The sequence below is a fragment of the Massilia sp. W12 genome (assembly GCF_037300705.1).
Taxonomy (GTDB): domain Bacteria; phylum Pseudomonadota; class Gammaproteobacteria; order Burkholderiales; family Burkholderiaceae_D; genus JACPVY01.
This window is the reverse complement of the sequence record NZ_CP147776.1, coordinates 3707445-3723325: the sequence shown is the minus strand read 5'-3', so window position 1 is coordinate 3723325 and position 15881 is coordinate 3707445. Positions and strand designations below refer to the sequence as shown.

The 15881-nt window shown below is 55.1% G+C and carries 12 protein-coding genes; 11 read left to right on the top strand and 1 reads right to left on the bottom strand.

Annotation, left to right across the window (positions count from 1 at the left end; translation table 11 throughout):
- Positions 1 to 10 precede the first annotated feature (10 nt).
- The 6 genes from V8J88_RS14885 (at position 11) to V8J88_RS14860 (ending at position 8533) form a co-directional block, all read left to right on the top strand.
- Positions 11 to 2401, top strand: coding sequence for an ATP-binding protein (locus tag V8J88_RS14885; protein WP_338844964.1), 2391 nt, complete (start codon positions 11 to 13; stop codon positions 2399 to 2401).
- 21 nt (positions 2402 to 2422) lie between these two features.
- A complete protein-coding gene (locus V8J88_RS14880; RefSeq protein ID WP_338844963.1) occupies positions 2423 to 2809 on the top strand; it encodes a response regulator in 387 nt (128 codons plus the stop codon).
- Positions 2806 to 4590 (top strand): diguanylate cyclase, encoded by a 1785-nt coding sequence (locus V8J88_RS14875; protein WP_338844962.1) that lies wholly within the window; start codon positions 2806 to 2808, stop codon positions 4588 to 4590. The genes V8J88_RS14880 and V8J88_RS14875 overlap by 4 nt, the downstream gene beginning before the upstream one ends.
- Positions 4591 to 4854: 264 nt before the next feature.
- Positions 4855 to 5058: a cold-shock protein gene (locus V8J88_RS14870; protein ID WP_338844961.1), complete on the top strand. Its 204-nt coding sequence runs from the start codon at positions 4855 to 4857 to the stop codon at positions 5056 to 5058.
- A gap of 527 nt (positions 5059 to 5585) precedes the next feature.
- Entirely contained in the window at positions 5586 to 6509 is a 924-nt protein-coding gene (locus tag V8J88_RS14865; RefSeq protein ID WP_338844960.1) for a protein phosphatase CheZ, read from the top strand.
- Positions 6509 to 8533 (top strand): chemotaxis protein CheA, encoded by a 2025-nt coding sequence (locus tag V8J88_RS14860; RefSeq protein ID WP_338844959.1) that lies wholly within the window; start codon positions 6509 to 6511, stop codon positions 8531 to 8533. The genes V8J88_RS14865 and V8J88_RS14860 overlap by 1 nt, the downstream gene beginning before the upstream one ends.
- Positions 8534 to 8811: 278 nt before the next feature.
- Here the strand turns inward: V8J88_RS14860 and V8J88_RS14855 are convergent, their stop codons facing one another.
- On the bottom strand, positions 8812 to 9525 hold the full coding sequence (locus tag V8J88_RS14855) for an autoinducer binding domain-containing protein (protein ID WP_338844958.1): 714 nt from the start codon (positions 9523 to 9525) through the stop codon (positions 8812 to 8814).
- Positions 9526 to 9686: 161 nt separating this feature from the next.
- Between V8J88_RS14855 and V8J88_RS14850 the strand changes: the two genes are divergently transcribed.
- From V8J88_RS14850 to V8J88_RS14830, 5 genes are all read left to right on the top strand, one after another.
- Positions 9687 to 10112, top strand: coding sequence for a DUF4902 domain-containing protein (locus V8J88_RS14850; protein WP_338844956.1), 426 nt, complete (start codon positions 9687 to 9689; stop codon positions 10110 to 10112).
- A 244-nt stretch (positions 10113 to 10356) separates the two neighbouring features.
- A complete protein-coding gene (locus V8J88_RS14845; protein ID WP_338844954.1) occupies positions 10357 to 10965 on the top strand; it encodes an acyl-homoserine-lactone synthase in 609 nt (202 codons plus the stop codon).
- A gap of 853 nt (positions 10966 to 11818) precedes the next feature.
- A complete protein-coding gene (locus tag V8J88_RS14840; RefSeq protein WP_338844952.1) occupies positions 11819 to 13210 on the top strand; it encodes a class I SAM-dependent methyltransferase in 1392 nt (463 codons plus the stop codon).
- 198 nt (positions 13211 to 13408) lie between these two features.
- Positions 13409 to 14749 (top strand): ATP-binding protein, encoded by a 1341-nt coding sequence (locus V8J88_RS14835; protein WP_338844951.1) that lies wholly within the window; start codon positions 13409 to 13411, stop codon positions 14747 to 14749.
- Entirely contained in the window at positions 14750 to 15841 is a 1092-nt protein-coding gene (locus V8J88_RS14830; RefSeq protein WP_338844949.1) for a hybrid sensor histidine kinase/response regulator, read from the top strand. It begins immediately after the preceding gene.
- Positions 15842 to 15881: the final 40 nt, after the last annotated feature.

Below are 15881 nucleotides of genomic sequence, written 5' to 3'. Positions count from 1 at the left end.
ACTGAGTTCTATGCTGGAGCCGATCAAACCACCGGACGAAGAAGATCGCTTGCATGATCTGTGCGGCTTGGCAGTGCTTGACACGCCAAGCGAAGAGCGCTTCGACCGCATCACCCGCACCGCCTGCCGCATGTTCGGCGTGCCCACAGCATTGATCTCTCTGGTCGATGCAAATCGCCAATGGTTTAAATCCCGCCAAGGGCTGACGGCGCAAGAGACGCCGCGCAATATTTCCTTTTGCGGGCATGCGATTCTGGATAAGCACGCCTTTGTGGTCACCGACGCCGCAGCCGATAACCGTTTTGCTGACAATCCCCTGGTGACGGGCGACTTGCATTTGCGCTTTTACGCCGGTTATCCGCTGCGCGGTCCGCGCGGCTTTCATATCGGCACTCTATGCCTGATTGATTATCAGGCGCGCCCATTCAGTCCGGCGGATGAAGCCGCGCTGGCCGATTTGGCGGCCTGGGCTGAAAACGAATTATCCAATCAGGCCTTGGCTGATGCGCTGGAGCAATTCCGCATCAGTGAGCTGCGCCTGTCTGAAACCAGCCGCTTGCACCAGGCGATTTTGAATGGCTGCAATTTCTCCATTATTTCCACCGATACAAACGGCGCGATTGTCACTTTCAATCAGGGTGCGCAAAAGATGCTCGGCTACAGTTCCACTGAAATGATGGGGCAAAGTCCGGCCATCTTACACGATGCGGCGGAAATGCAGGCCCGCGCCGCCCAGCTATCGCAAGAAACAGGCGGTGAAATCAGGCCCGGCTTTGATGTCTTTGTGGCGTTGGCGCGCAAGGGCGTGGTGGATGAGCGGGAATGGATTTACCGGCGTAAAGATGGCAGCACCTTGCCGGTGCAATTATCCGTCACCGCACTGTTTGACGGCCCCACTGTCACCGGTTACCTGGGCATTGCCTACGACCTGACGGAGCGCAAGCGGATTGAAAGCCTCAAAAATGAGTTTATTTCCACTGTGTCGCATGAACTGCGCACGCCGCTGACCTCGATCAGGGGTTCCATCGGTTTGCTGGCGGCTGGTGCGGTTGGCGAAATTCCGACGCGCGCCAAATCGCTGCTCGATATCGCCAAGAGCAATTGCGAACGTCTGGTGCGCTTGATAAATGACATTCTGGATATCGAAAAAATCGAATCCGGCAATATGCGTTTTTGCTGCGATGTGCATGCCATCAATCCCTTGCTCGAAGCGGCCATGGGCGGGATTCATGCCTATGCCCAGCAATATGGCGTGCATGTCGAATTAGCTCTGCCGCCTTATGACGTGCATGTGAACGTCGATCCTGACCGTTTGAGTCAGGTGTTGCTCAATTTACTGTCAAATGCGATTAAATTTTCACCCGCTGGCGGCGTGGTCAGTCTCAGGCTCGAAGCGCTGGATGATATGGTGCGCATCAGCGTCATGGATCGCGGGGATGGCATTCCAGAAGAATTCCAGGCGCGCATTTTCAAAAAATTCGCCCAGGCGGATTCTTCCGACACCCGCAGCAAAGGCGGGACCGGCTTGGGTTTGAATATTTCCAAGGCGATTGTCGAACGTTTGCGCGGCAATATCGGCTTTCAAAGCACGGTCGGGCAGGGCAGTACCTTTTGGGTTGAGTTGCCGCGCGTAAACATTGCGCCGCCACAGTTCACCCAGGATGCCCAGGTGTTGATCTGCGAAGATGACCCCGACGTGGCGCGCTTGCTGAGCATGTATCTGAGCCAGGCCGCGATTATGGCGGATATCGCATCCGATGCGGCTCAGGCCCGGCGCATGTTGCTGGCCCATCCTTATCAGGCGCTGACGCTGGACTTGGCCTTGCCGGGGGAAGACGGCTTGTCTTTATTGGGCTGGGTGCGCAAACAACCCGCATTACATGATTTGGCGGTGATCGTCGTTTCCGCACATGCGGGCGACGCGCCGCAACAAGCGCGCGGACGCGCTTTCGGCGTGCTGGATTGGATCAGCAAACCATTTTCTGAGGAGCGCTTGCTGCAGGCTCTGCAAAGAGTGCGGGATATCCACGGCATCCCGCACATACTGTATGTCGGAGAACTCACCGATAAGCAGCATGATCTGGAGGCGATGCTGCAACGCAGCTTCAAAGTCATGCACGCCAGCAACTTGCTGGAGGCGCAAGATTTACTGAGCGATTATTCCTTTGCGCTGATATTGCTGGATTTGGATGTACAGGGTAACTCAGGAGCGGAATTGCTGGCCCGGCTGCCAGAACGCAACCGCAATGCTTCTGTGGTTTTGTTGTCCAGCGTTGCTGTCAGTCAGGAGGTGGCGCAAAGGGTGGAGGCTGCACTGATCAAGTCCGACACCAGTAATGAATCTCTGCTGGCGCTCTTGCAAAAATTGATCAGCCCGATGCTGCGCCAGGCGGCAGGCTGATATTGCCTACTTGAGGAAGCTATGAGTGCAAACCTGAAAACGATTTTATATGTCGAAGATGATCCGGATATTCAATTTGTGGCCGAAATCGCCCTTGCGCAAGTGGGCGGCTTTGATCTGAAAGTGTGCAGCTCAGGTCATGAGGCGATCAGCGCTGCCGCAAATATGAAGCCGGATTTGATTCTGCTCGACGTCATGATGCCCGAGATGGATGGCCCGACCACCCTGGGCGAGTTGCGCAAGCTCGACAATACCCGCAATACGCCGGTGATTTTTATGACCGCCAAGGTGCAGGCGGCGGAAGTCTCCTCATATTTGGCGCTGGGCGCGATTGCGGTCATCAATAAACCGTTTGACCCCATGAGTTTGGCCGAAACCGTGCGCAAGCACTGGGAGCAGGTGGCATGACTGACACCCCGCTTTCAATGGAGCAGGCGCTGGCCGTGAAGCTGCGCCAGCTGGAGGCGCGGTTTCTCACAGGCTTGTCTGACCGCCTGGCGCAAATTGAAAGCGGGTTAATGCAAATGGATGCAGCGCAGCACAGCGGCGAGCCGCTTGCAGGCGCATTGGCAGAGTTGCACCGCGTATTGCACACCCTGGCCGGCACTGCCGGCACCTTTGGTTTTGCGGTATTGGGCGAGCATGCGGCGGTTTTGGAATTGGCGATCAAGGCTTTGCAGGAATCAGCTGCGCCTTTGCCTGCAGAGATCAATCAATTGCGCGCCAATTTGCAACAGTTCATGGCGCAAGTCAGGTCAGATCCACACCAAATGGGCGTCTCGCCGGACGCAGAGGCGGCCCCAGCGGCTGCGCTGACTGTGCCGGATTCGGCAACGGTGGACAGTTCAGCCGGGCCTGCCCCGCCCGCAACCCAAGCCTCAGATGTGGATTGCCCGGCGCAAGACGACGTGGCGACGCAAAATCCGCTTGCGCCCAGCCGCCTGATTTTGTTGTGGCGTCAGCACGCCAGCCCGGCGCATCAAGAAATCATCAACCATCTGGAGTTGTTTGGCTATCAAGTCGAGTTTTGCGACAGTGAACAGACATGCAGCGCCGCAATTCAGGCCCGGCGTCCGCAGTGCCTTATTCTGGACACAGACGGGAATGCGCAAGCCATCGCAGTGGCGCAGGCGCTTGGGCGGATTAAAAAAAACTTACAGATCAATATTCCCTCCCTCTTTATTGCTGCAGAGAGTGATTTCAGCGCCAGACTTGCAGCGGCGCGCGCCGGGATCGAATCCTATTTCAGCAAACCCGCTGATTTGACCGCGCTATCGGAAAAATTGGACGAGTTGTGCGAACTGGGCCCGCGCCAGCCTTGCCGCATCCTGGTGATTGATGATGATCCGGTGTGCGCCGAATATCATGAGCAGCTGTTGGCGCAGGCTGGCATGCATGTCCGCCTCTTGTCAGATCCCTCCGGTTTGCTGCAGGAAATGATGGAATTCCGGCCTGAACTGGTTTTGATGGATATGTATATGCCGCACTGCACCGGATTGGAGCTGGCGCGCATATTGCGGCAAGACAATGTCTATCTCGATGTGCCGATTGTTTATCTGTCAACCGAACGTGATGAGTTGCGCCAGCGTGATGCGCTCGCCATCGGCGGCGATGAGTTTCTCTGCAAGCCGATAGACGGGGCGCAATTGACCTCGGCAATCTGCAGCCGTGTTTCACGTTACCGCAAATTGCGTGAATTGATTTTGCGCGACAGTTTGACCGGGCTGTACAAACATTCCAGCATCAAAGACATGCTTGACAGGGAAGTGCAGCGGGCGCGCCGCAATACGACGCCATTATCCGTGGCGATGTTGGATATCGATCACTTCAAGCAGATCAATGACAGCTGGGGGCATCCAGTGGGCGATCATGTGTTGCGCACGCTGGCCCGCTTGATGTGGCAGCATTTGCGCCGGGTTGATATTTTGGGCCGCTACGGCGGTGAAGAATTTTTGCTGATCATGCCCGACACAAGCGTGGAAGCCGCGCGCATGGTGGTGGATAGCGTGCGTGAGGTATTTGCAAAAATACGACATCATGCGCAAGACAGCGATTTTCAGGTCACATTTTCCGCCGGTGTGGCGGATTTACGTGCGAGCGACAATGCCGCGACCTTGATTCAGGCGGCGGATGAAGCGATGTATCAAGCCAAAAAGCAAGGCAGGAATCGGGTTTGCCCCCGGCCTTGAGTCACTTTTAAAATATCCCTTTTTTGACAATGTTCATTTCCTTGTGGAAATAAACAGTGTTTTTTATGACAGTCTGGTGACAATAGTGTGGCAAAAATGTGGATTATGCGTATCGATTCACTTGCAAAACATTACGTACGATTTTTCTCTTGTATAATGCGTTCCACGTTGGGGTTGAGCTGGTAGTGCAGTCATGCTGTCATTCCTTACTTGCTTCAAACGGATTGTCCGGGCGTAACGCCCTTTATTTAGAGGAATTTTGAAATGGCAAATGGTACTGTGAAATGGTTTAATGACGCCAAGGGTTTCGGCTTCATCACTCCCGACGAAGGCGGCGAAGATCTGTTCGCTCACTTCTCCGCGATCCAGGCGGCCGGCTTTAAGACGCTGAAAGAAAATCAACGTGTTACCTTCGATGTCGTTACCGGCCCGAAGGGTAAGCAGGCATCGAACATCCAGATCGCTTGAGGCGTTTCCGCCGCTGAAAAAATCCCTGCGTTGGCAGGGATTTTTTTTTTGCCCGGCTCCGCCGCCTGGCGGAAAGACTGTTGTGGGCAATGCGCAACACTGCCGTGTGCATGAATTTCCCCATTATTTCCATGCTGCGCATTTATTTGGCGCGTTCAACTCTCTCTCTCAATCTGTATTTTTTGTGGTTTTAAGGCCACAGGCCAAATATTGCTGTAATGAAAATGCTATTTAGCATGAATTTCATGTATGCAAGAACAGTTGAAAGAATGATTTTTTGCAATATTTTTAAAACAAAACGATGCGCTGCACTGTCTGCCGGCGGCTTGCCGCACAGGCTTTGACGGGAACGTTTTACAGCGCAATAAAAGCCCTGCTAAACTGGTGAACAACGCCGAAAATCCGATGTGCGCCAGTGGCGCCGATATGCGGATTGCCGCAGCCAGGCGGGGTTTGAGCAAGACTTGAACCTGCGACTGGCCGCCCGGCCTTGGCAACGCCTTTCAAAAATTATGGAGAAGCACGGTATGACCGACGCAGCCGATGATTTTGATGCACTGTTTGACCAAGTGTCCGAGCAACGTGCGCAAGCTGCCGCGCCAGCGCCGGCGCCAGCGTCAGCGCCGCCTCCCGCAGAGGAGGATGATATCGATGCGATGTTCGCACAGGCAGCCAGTATGCCCCCCGTCTCCGTTCCCAGCTCAACCGGGCCGCAAGTTCAGCATGCGGCGGACAAGCCGCGCATGGCTGATCTGGTGGATGCCGACGCCATTTCGGTGCCGGTGGAAGATCTGGATATTGAGATTTCACCCGAAATGGTGGCGGCGGCTGAAGCTGTGGTGCCTGCCGCCTCGCCGGACAAGCCTATGTATGAGCGGCTGGGCGCAATTGTGCGGCTTTTGCATGATTCCATGCGCGAACTCGGGTTTGATAAGGCGCTGACCGAGGCGTCCAGTCAAATCAATGACGCCCAGGACCGCCTTGAATACGTCGCCACGCTCACAGAGCAGGCCGCCAACAAGGTGCTCAACACCTTGGATGACGGCATGCCGGCGCAAGATGAGTTATCGCGCCGCGCCAAGGAAATGGAAAACCGCTGGCAGCAATTATTCGAGGGCAAAATCAGCCTGGATGAATTTAAAAAGCTGGCCGGCGATACGCGTCAATTCACCACTATGGTGAGCGAAGCCACTGAAGCTGAAAAAGCGCGCCTGCTGGAAATCATGATGGCGCAGGATTTCCAGGATATTACCGGCCAGCTGATCAAAAAAGTGGTGGCGATCACCAAGACCGTCGAAAAAGAATTGGCCGAGCTGTTGCGTGATAACGCGCCGCCGGCAGTCAGACAGAAAGCAATCAAGCAGCCTCAATTGATGCAAGGCCCATCAGTGCCACAAGTGGCGATGGATCAAGACAACGTTGATGACCTTCTTGCCGAACTGGGATTCTAATGGACGATATGCTCAAAGATTTCGTCGTCGAGGCGATGGATCTTGCGGTCAACGTTGAAGAGCACCTGCTGCGGTTGGAGCGGAATCCGGACGACAAAGATGTCTTAAACGCTGTCTTCCGTTCCTTCCATACGATTAAAGGCGGCGCAGGTTTTGTCGGGCTGACAGCGATGGTGTCAGCCTGCCATTTGACCGAGAACCTGTTCGACGCACTGCGCACCGGCGCAGCGCCGGTGACGCCGCTGGCGATTGAGGCGGCGTTACAAGCCAGCGGCTTTGTTTCAGATCAATTAACTGAGCTTGCCAACGGCGCTTTGCCCGAGCAATTAATGGCGATGCCGGAAAATCTCGAACGCATTTTGCATAATGCGATTGAGGGCAAAGAAGATGTCGAATACGAGGCCGAAGAAGCGCTGGCAGAGGAAGAGCCGGAAGCTGTTGCTGAGGAGGCAGGCGCAGAGGATAGCGATGACCTTGAGGCCGCGTTTGAAGCCGCTGCAGCAGCGATGGCGGCGCCAGCCGCAAGCGATGCCGACTGGCGGCCCGGCGCGGACGGGTTGGACTGGGAGGCCATGTATATAGCGGTAGTGCCGCCGGGAACCTATACCAGGCCGCAAGCCGCGAATGCGTCGGCAGCCGCTGCCGCCAAAGAAGACAAGCCGGCGGCAAAAGCCGCCGCCAAGCCGGCAGCGGCAGCCAAACCTGCCGCCAAACCCGCAGCCAAGCCGGCGGCAAAACCTGCAGCCAAGCCGCTTGAGGCAAAAGCTGAAGGCGAGGGAGCTGAAGCCAGAAAACCTGAAGCCAAAGCACAAACGCAAGACCGGCCCACATCTGCGCCAGTGAAAGAAGAGAGTATCCGGATTGACGCCATCAAACTGGATGCCTTGCTTGAAGTGGCGGGCGAATCGGTTCAGGCCGCCAATCAGGCGGCGGTATTGATGGAGCGGCTGTTGCAATTCAAGTTTGAAGGGCAGGCTGCGACCCTGATGACCACGTTGGCGGAAACGCTGGAGCGCGCTTCGCGTTATTCCAGTGAGCTGCAGCGCGCCACGCTGGCCACCCGGATGCAACCGGTAGGCCGCTTATTCCAGAAATTTCCGCGCCTGGTGCGTGAATTGGCCAAAGACCTGGGCAAAGATGTTGAGCTGTATATCGAAGGCGCCGAAACCGAGGTTGATCGGGTGGTGGTGGACAGCTTGTATGATCCCCTGGTGCATATGCTGCGCAATGCGCTTGATCATGGCGTCGAATCGCCGGATGATCGCGTGGCGGCAGGCAAGTCCTTGAAATCGTTTATCTCACTCAAGGCATGGCAGGAAGCCAATAGCGTGATGATTGTTTTGTCTGATGATGGCAAAGGCATGGATCCGGTGGAGTTGCGCAAAAAAGCCTTGAAAAAAGGTTTGATCACCGAATCACAAGCGCTGACTGCAGATGAGGCTTTCCAGCTGGTTTTCCTGCCCGGCTTTTCCACTAAAGAAGTGGCGTCCAGCGTTTCCGGGCGCGGTGTGGGGATGGACGTGGTGAAGACTGCGGTGGAAAAAAACCGTGGCGCGATCCGCATTGATTCCGTATTGGGACAGGGCACCACGTTCTCGATACGTCTGCCGATTGAATTGTCGATTGTGCCGACGATGCTGGTCAGCACCTCCGGCGCCTTGCTTGCGTTGCCGATGGCGGTGGTGCAAAGGGTGGTGGAGTTGCCGGAAGATTTCATGCAGGTTGGCGGCGCCCCCGTCTTAAAAGATCAGGGGCGGCCCTTGCCAGTGCGTTCTCTGGCCACTGCCCTGGGTTACGAGCGCGGGGTGGAGCGGGTGGGGATCGTGATTTCTTCGCCGCATCCTTATATCCTGGCTCTGGAGGCGGTGGATGGCACCGCAGATCTGGTGATTAAGCCAATGACAGCGTTGAATGTGCCAGGCATCACCGGCACCGCCCGTTCTGCTGAAGGTGAGCTGGTGTTGGTGGTGGGCTTGTCATTCCTGATGGATGGTTGCCGCGCGAATACCCGCATGGTGGCCTGATCCGGCTGGCGCTGTTCTGGCGCCAGCCCTTTTCCCTCTGATTGTTTTTTACGCGGACAGAATCCGTGTGTATCCGCTTGATTCCGGCGCTTGTGATGTGGGATACAGATTTGTGACGCTTTGTTGTAAAGGAGGGAGACGGCAAATTATTTGTTTCCGGAATTTTGTTAATTCATTTTATATTCATGAATTTAATTTTTAATCCAGGTTGGGATAATTAAATCTGGTGTGTGACTTAAGTCCTGGTTTTGCCGGGCATGTTGCATGAAAGCCGCAAATTAAAATAACAAGCCAAGGCTGGCGGCTTTTACTGCGGCTTGAATTTTGTTTGAGGCGCCGAGTTTGGCGACGACGTTATTGATGTGAAAGTTGACCGTTCGCTCGGAAACCGCCAGTATTTGGCCGACCTCGTAAGCGGTTTTTCCCTCTGCGGTCCAGCGCAGTACTTCGCGCTCCCGGCTGGTCAGCAGGACGCCTGATTCCGGCGCCATTTTGGGGGTCAGCAAGCCGGACATGCCGACATGCACGACTTGCGCCAGCCAGGCCATTTTGTATTTATTGGCGTCGAATTCTTGCGAGCTGACGTCATCGTTGCCGCGCGCCAGGGTCAGCATGCCGACCGCGCCAGCGGCATCGCGCGCCGCTTGCGCCCAGCCGAAATGCAGGCCGTGCGCCCGCGCTTCTTCCCAGAATTCAGGGCTGTTTTCCACTGTTTCGGATGACCACAGCAAGGGCAGTACTGAACGCAAGCCATGTTGCACGGTGGGATCAATTTCAAGAAAGCCGCGTTCCTGATAACACTGCTGCCAATCAAGCGAGTAATTATTGAACATGGCGACTGCAGGGCGGGAAATCGGGACAGGCATGCGGATACCGTAAGCACAATATTCAAACCCCATGCTTTTGGCTATTGCCGCTGCTTCGTCAAACAATTCCTGTTCGCTGCGTTTTTCAAGCAGCGCCTGGAATTGATCTTCGCGCCAAGAATTCATGTAACCACTTCCTTCCGATGTCAGATTTGACAGGTCGCCAATCAGACGTGTTTTGTTTAATATCAAATAAAATAAATCAGATCAGCCGGCAACGCCAGCGATATTTACTTCAACACGCACATTCTATACAAATGGATTTGAATTGTTTTCAACAATCCCCGATGATGCAGAGAGCGCCACTGAAGTTGTCGCCTGACGGTTACATCCGACTGTCATTTTCCACTTTCAGTTCGTTGCCTTTCGTGCATTTGTTTACTGGATGCGATCCTGATTTGCAGGATGAATTGCAAGAGCAAACCATACTCGCAGAATCCGCCGGATTTTCAGAATGCGTCAGCACCACCACCCCCAGTATATCGCTTGGCTGGACGTGGTACAGGCATGGTGAATCAAATTGTTTGCTGCTGGCGCCTGAGCCGGTGCGCAGCAATGTTATGATTGTCGATATGCATGGCTACGATGTGGGTCAAGCCACCACTTCCGACCTCATCAGTCATTGGTTGCAGTACTGCGATTGGCAAACCATGGTTCGGCTTGCGTTGCAATCCGGATTTAGTGCAAATCCTCTTAATATGCGTTTGAATTGACGCGGAACAGGAGCCTGCACGCCAAGTCGAATTTTTCCATATACCTCATTGATTTTTACAGCGCCAAGCCAACAGGCTTAGCGGCAGCGTTGCCATTTCCAGTTTTTTTTGCAGCTTTTCCCCAGCATGCAATAATTATTGGAGGTCGGCAGGGTATTGTTCGCCCTGTAAACATTAACAGTTACCCAAATGCTGGCCGGGGTTTGTAATCGCATCGGTTGATTTTTTTGCCTGATGAGGAAATATGCAAACCATTTACAGCACTTCCAAGGAATTTACTCCTGAATTTGAACGGGCAGTTGCCGTTTACCGCCATAAAATTTTCATTGAACGACTGGGCTGGCAATTGCCGGTGCAGGACGGATTGGAACGGGATCAATTCGACAGACCCGATACGATTTATGTTGTCGCCAAAAATGATGAGGGCGATATTTGCGGCTGCGCCCGCCTGTTGCCCACCACCAGCCCGTATTTATTGGGCGAAGTGTTTCCCGGCTTGATGAATGGCGCGCCAGTTCCATGCCAGCACGATGTATGGGAATTGTCGCGTTTCGCAGCCGCCGACTTGAAGGGCGGGGTGCGCGAGAACGCTAACAGTTCACGCCACCTGCTCGGGGCCGCCGTGGTCAGCGCCGCTGCGCATGGCGCCAGCCGCCTGATTACCGTTTCACCACTGGGTATCGAGCGCCTGCTCGCGCGGATGGGGGTGCACGCGCACCGTGCCGGCCCGCCTTTATTCATCGATGGCAAGCCGGTGTTCGCCTGCTGGATTGAGATTGATGCGCAAACAGTGCAGGCTTTGGGCGTGGCGGATCTTGTGACTTTGCCGGCGCCGGCCCCGTCAACACACTGAGCGCCGCCAGGCTGACTGTTTGCAGCATTTTTGATTGCCTCAACGCTGTTCCTGTTGCGGTGTAAGTCCTGCAACGCGGGAATGCTGTTGCTTTTACAGTTTGTTTGCCCGATGCAATTTAAAATAGTACACTCAAGCCAAAGGCAGGCATCCAGTAAAAGAATGTCTGGCCTGCAGGCCCTGTATATTTCCGGCTTGAGGCGCCGGTTATTGACAGCATGCTACGGGGAGTCTGCGCGCCAAGCTATCCTTTGCCTTGAGTCAGCTGCGCCATACCGGGATGTCCATTTCCGCCGCCTGCGGCAATATGTCAAGCGCTTTGTGTATGCAAAGCGCCGCCACATGCTGTCCGGCATGGAGCGGATGGCCTACCGTAATACAGGGAAAACAGACAGGCGGGAGTCAGCGCTTTGCAGATGGTTGACGCCGGCAGTGATGGCAGCTTGTTTTCCTGAAGTCCCCGCTTCTTTTTTGCTCTTGCCAACCGGGGATGAGTGCGCAGTTTGACAAGGCCTGAGTCTGGTTGCCGGCGGCAGTACGGTAGCGGCGGATTCGTAATGCACGTTTAACCTAGGCATGTCAGGGCGGCGCGCTTCCTTTCCCGGGATGTGCGCTGAACCGGCAAAAACAGGGTTGCTGGAAAAACGGCGCATGCATCCTGTGACTGATCTGCAGCTGCGCCGTGGCATCTGAAGCCATTGGCGTCCGGCAGCTTGGATTGTGCGGCAGTTGTATTCCGCGCTGTCCGGGCCAGGGGGCCGGCGCCAGGAACAGAATGGCGCAGACAGACAGATCATACGGGATGCGTAAGCGGGTTTTTGTGGCGCCCAGAGGAACTCCTGGCGCTCAAATCATGTACTCACAAACGCAAATCGACCCGATGGTCAGCTTTCGCAACTCACAGTCTGAGTCTGTGCGAGGGACCATCCTGAATCTTCAGCGTAAGTCTTTGGTGATGGAGGTATACAATCCTTACTCCATCGTCCAGATCAGTGAAGTGCTGCATGATTTGACCATCCGCCTGCGCAGCCGCAATGCCTATGTCGGCAAGGCCGTGGTGGTCAGCATTGTCAATACCGGCTTGACCGCAGTCGTGTCCGTCACCTTGATTGACGAATGGCGCGAGCTGGTGAATGTGACTGCAGCCCCCGGCTCGGTCGGCGATGAGGCGCGCGCTTTTGTTAAACATTGGGAGGAGCGTTTTTCGATCGGGCGCGATTATCAAATCGTGGTCAATGAAATGCGCGCCTTTTTGTCCGATGTCTCGCACTGGGTGGAGCAAGTCGATCTGGCTGAATCCATGCCGAAAGAGGATGGCCGCCTGCGTGCAGATATTTTCTATGAACTGGCTGAGCCGCTGGTGCAAAAAACCGGCCAGTATTTCGATCAACTCAATATTCAGGCGGCCAAAGTGGAGCCGGAACAGGCCGCTGCGCATCGCGCATTCGCCCAGGCGGCTTTGCATCCTCTGTTGCTGCGCGCGCCATTTGTGTACCGCACTTTTACCAAACCCTTGGGCTATGCGGGCGACTTCCAGATGGTCAATCAGATTATGGATGACCCGCGCCAAGGCCCGAGCACATATTTTCAAATCGTCAATGCCGCTTTTTTAGCCACCCCGGTCGCCACTGCGCATCGCAACCGGATCGACATCCTGGTCGATTATCTGGTGCGTCTGGCCGAGCGTGCGCGTGAAGAAGGGCGGCAATACCGGGTGCTGAATGTGGCGTGCGGCCCGGCGGTCGAAGTGCAACGTTTTCTGCAGACCTATCCCGAACCAGACCGGATTCATTTTGAATTGCTCGACTTCAGCGAGGAAGCCTTGCAATGGACCAATGAAAAGTTGAATGCCATCAATGCCGGTTTAAGCCGCAAGGGCAGTTTGCATTTTCAGCGTGACTCAGTGCACCAGCTGATCAAGCGCCGTTTGCCGGCGGATCTGACCCAGGCGCGCGAATTTGATGCCGTGTATTGCGCCGGATTGTTTGATTATCTGTCGGATAAAGTATGCCTGAAGCTGATGCAGTATTTTTCCATGCGCGCACGCAGCGGCGCCTCCTTGTTGATCACGAATGTGCATACCGATAACCCGCAAAAATCGAGTATGGAGCATCTGTTGGAGTGGTATTTGATATACCGGGATGAGGCGCGCATGTGCGGCCTGTTCCCGGACGGGGTGGGACGGCCCAAATTATGGGTCGATTCCACCGGGGTGAATGTGTTTGCAGAAGTGCAGGTGGTTTAACCCGGCTTTCTCAGTTGAGCACGTTTAGGCTTCGATAACCATATGAATATATTGAAATTTCCTGCAAATAACAGATTCACCCATTGCTTGAGCGCGCTACAGGCCCGATTACTTGTTTCCCGGCTTCCCGGCGCCACGGCGCGGCAGTCTGATCGCATGCCCTCCGGCAATCCGGCTTTCATGGCGGAGGGCGCGTAAATGATACGCAAGGCGCATCCGGGCTATGAAATGGTGTTGCGGAATTACCGGCTTGACTTCAGCCGGGGCGGCGCATACACCGGAATTGCGCTGGTGTTGCTGGGCATGGGCTTGGACTACGGCCTGTATCCCATGCATCAGCTGGATTTTGCTATCGCCCGGATCGCATGTTCAATCCTGATTTTTGCCGTGATCATGCTGTTGCGCACGGAATGGGGCAAGCAAAGGATTCAGCTACTCACTTTCGTCTGGCTGATGTTGCCGCAAATCATGATCGCCTGGATGATTTCCGTCACAGAAGGGGCAAATTCGATCTACTACGCCGGCTTGAATCTGGCGATTTTTGCGTCAGGCATCGTGTTGCCCTTCTCACTCTGGCAAAATCTGGCTTTGAGTGCGGCTTCCTTGCTGCTCTACATCCTGGCCTGCGCCGGGCATGCAGAGACATTTAAAATGCAGGGGCCGTTTCTGGTGAATGGTTTGCTGCTCTTGTTTTCCGGTGTGGTGGCCTCAGTTTGCACAGTGTTCAATGAGCGTGCGCGCTATATGCTGTTTCAGCTGCGCGCCGAGCTGGCGGAGAAAAACCGGCTGCTTGAGCGTACGAATCGTGATCTGTCCCAAATCAAGGGGCAAATGTTGCAGCAGGAAAAAATGGCGGCGATCGGCACCCTGGCGGCAGGTTTGTTGCATGAGGTGAATAATCCGGTCAGCTATTGTTTGATGGCGATTGATCTGGCGATGGAAGAGCCGGTGGCGCAGGAGTCAGATAATTTGCGGGAATGCCTGGAAGACGCCAAGCAGGGCATGCGGCGCGTGCAGCATATTGTGTCTGACTTGAAGACCTTTGCCTATCGCAATCCGGATGCGCAGAGTGGGGCCAAACCCTTGGCATTCCGGCAAGTGTTGGAGACTGCTTTACGCTTCACCGCGCATGATTTGAAAGGCGTCAGCATTACGCGCAATTTGCCGGATGACGATATGGTGGCGGGCGATGATGGCGCGCTGGTCGGGGTGTTGATCAATCTGCTCTCCAACGCCGTGTTGGCGATGCGCAAAGCCAATCAGCGTGATATGAAAATTGACATCAGCGCAGCCTGGGCGGATCAGCGTTTGCGGGTGGAAGTGTTGGATAATGGACCCGGGATTTCCCCGGAAAACCTGACCCGCGTGTTTGAGCCTTTTTTCACCACACGCGAAGTGGGGCAGGGCTTGGGGTTGGGCTTAAGCATCAGCTACCGTGTGATTGAGCAGCACGGCGGCCAATTGGTGGCGGAAAGCAAAGTCGGCGAATGGACTAAAATGATATTCGACCTGCCACGCGCCGAACGAGGAGAGGCATAGATGAATGAGCTGGAACACAAGGCGATCACGATCCTGTATGTGGACGATGAGCGCATGGCTTGCAAGTATTTTGCCTCGGCAGTCGGGACGGATTACGAAGTGCTGACCGCATTGTCGGCGGATGCCGCGATTGCCATTCTGGCTGATCCGCATAACCGGGTCGGGGTATTGGTGACAGACTACCGGATGCCGGGACGCGATGGCGGCGACCTGCTGCGCCAGGTTGAGCGTGAATATCCGCATGTGGTGCGGATTCTGGTGACCGCCTATGTGGATAAGAGTGTGTTGCTGGAAACCATCAATTCCGGCGAAGTCTTCCAGATTCTGGAAAAGCCGCTGGGCTTGATGGAAATCCGTCGCGTGTTGCGCATGGCCAGCGCGCTGGCGCGTGAGCGCGCCACCAAGCAGCAAAAGCTGATGGCGATTGATGAGACGCTGGCGTTTTTGGCGCATGAACTCAATGCGCCATTGGAAACCATCACCCTGGTGGCGCAGGAAATGCAAGCGCTGGCCGGGGCGGCCCCGGAAAATATCCGCGCCCAACTTGGCAACGGCGCCAGTTCAATCGCCAACAACACCAGCTATTGTTTGTCGGTGCTGAATACTTTTGTCGCTTCCATCCGCAATTCCTCTCAGTCAAATAATGAAAATACCGCCAGCACGGCGCAACAATTGATCGCCTCGTTGCTGGCGACCTATCCTTTGACGCCGGCGGAGCGCGCCATGATCCGCGTCGAAGTGCAGGAAGATTTCATGGTGCGCAGCATGCCCAATTGCGTTGCGCTGGTGCTGTCCTCGGTATTGTCAAATGCCTTGCACGCGGTGCAGGGGCGCGATGCGGCGGCGATTGAGTTTTGTGTGCGCATCAACACGCAGCCGCAGATTGTGGTGACTGATAATGGGGTGGGTTTGAGCGCCGATGCGCTGCAAAAGATTTTGAATGATCCGTCCACCCCGACAGCGGCATCGTCCAGCACGCATGGCTGGGGCATGATTTTTTGCAAACGCGTTATGCAATCGTTTGGCGGTGCGATTGAAATGCACTCCGAACCTGAGCATGGGGCGACTGTGATTCTGAAATTTCCGGATTGAGACGACCTGATGAAGAACCCAGCCACCAGTCGAAAGTGCG

Bases quoted from the DNA above. Each gene is read 5' to 3' on its own strand.
- V8J88_RS14885 (WP_338844964.1), top strand. From the start codon at position 11: ATGCTGGAGCCGATCAAACCACCGGACGAAGAAGATCGCTTGCATGAT.
- V8J88_RS14880 (WP_338844963.1), top strand. From the start codon at position 2,423: ATGAGTGCAAACCTGAAAACGATTTTATATGTCGAAGATGATCCGGAT.
- V8J88_RS14875 (WP_338844962.1), top strand. From the start codon at position 2,806: ATGACTGACACCCCGCTTTCAATGGAGCAGGCGCTGGCCGTGAAGCTG.
- V8J88_RS14870 (WP_338844961.1), top strand. From the start codon at position 4,855: ATGGCAAATGGTACTGTGAAATGGTTTAATGACGCCAAGGGTTTCGGC.
- V8J88_RS14865 (WP_338844960.1), top strand. From the start codon at position 5,586: ATGACCGACGCAGCCGATGATTTTGATGCACTGTTTGACCAAGTGTCC.
- V8J88_RS14860 (WP_338844959.1), top strand. From the start codon at position 6,509: ATGGACGATATGCTCAAAGATTTCGTCGTCGAGGCGATGGATCTTGCG.
- V8J88_RS14855 (WP_338844958.1), bottom strand. From the start codon at position 9,525: ATGAATTCTTGGCGCGAAGATCAATTCCAGGCGCTGCTTGAAAAACGC.
- V8J88_RS14850 (WP_338844956.1), top strand. From the start codon at position 9,687: ATGATGCAGAGAGCGCCACTGAAGTTGTCGCCTGACGGTTACATCCGA.
- V8J88_RS14845 (WP_338844954.1), top strand. From the start codon at position 10,357: ATGCAAACCATTTACAGCACTTCCAAGGAATTTACTCCTGAATTTGAA.
- V8J88_RS14840 (WP_338844952.1), top strand. From the start codon at position 11,819: ATGTACTCACAAACGCAAATCGACCCGATGGTCAGCTTTCGCAACTCA.
- V8J88_RS14835 (WP_338844951.1), top strand. From the start codon at position 13,409: ATGATACGCAAGGCGCATCCGGGCTATGAAATGGTGTTGCGGAATTAC.
- V8J88_RS14830 (WP_338844949.1), top strand. From the start codon at position 14,750: ATGAATGAGCTGGAACACAAGGCGATCACGATCCTGTATGTGGACGAT.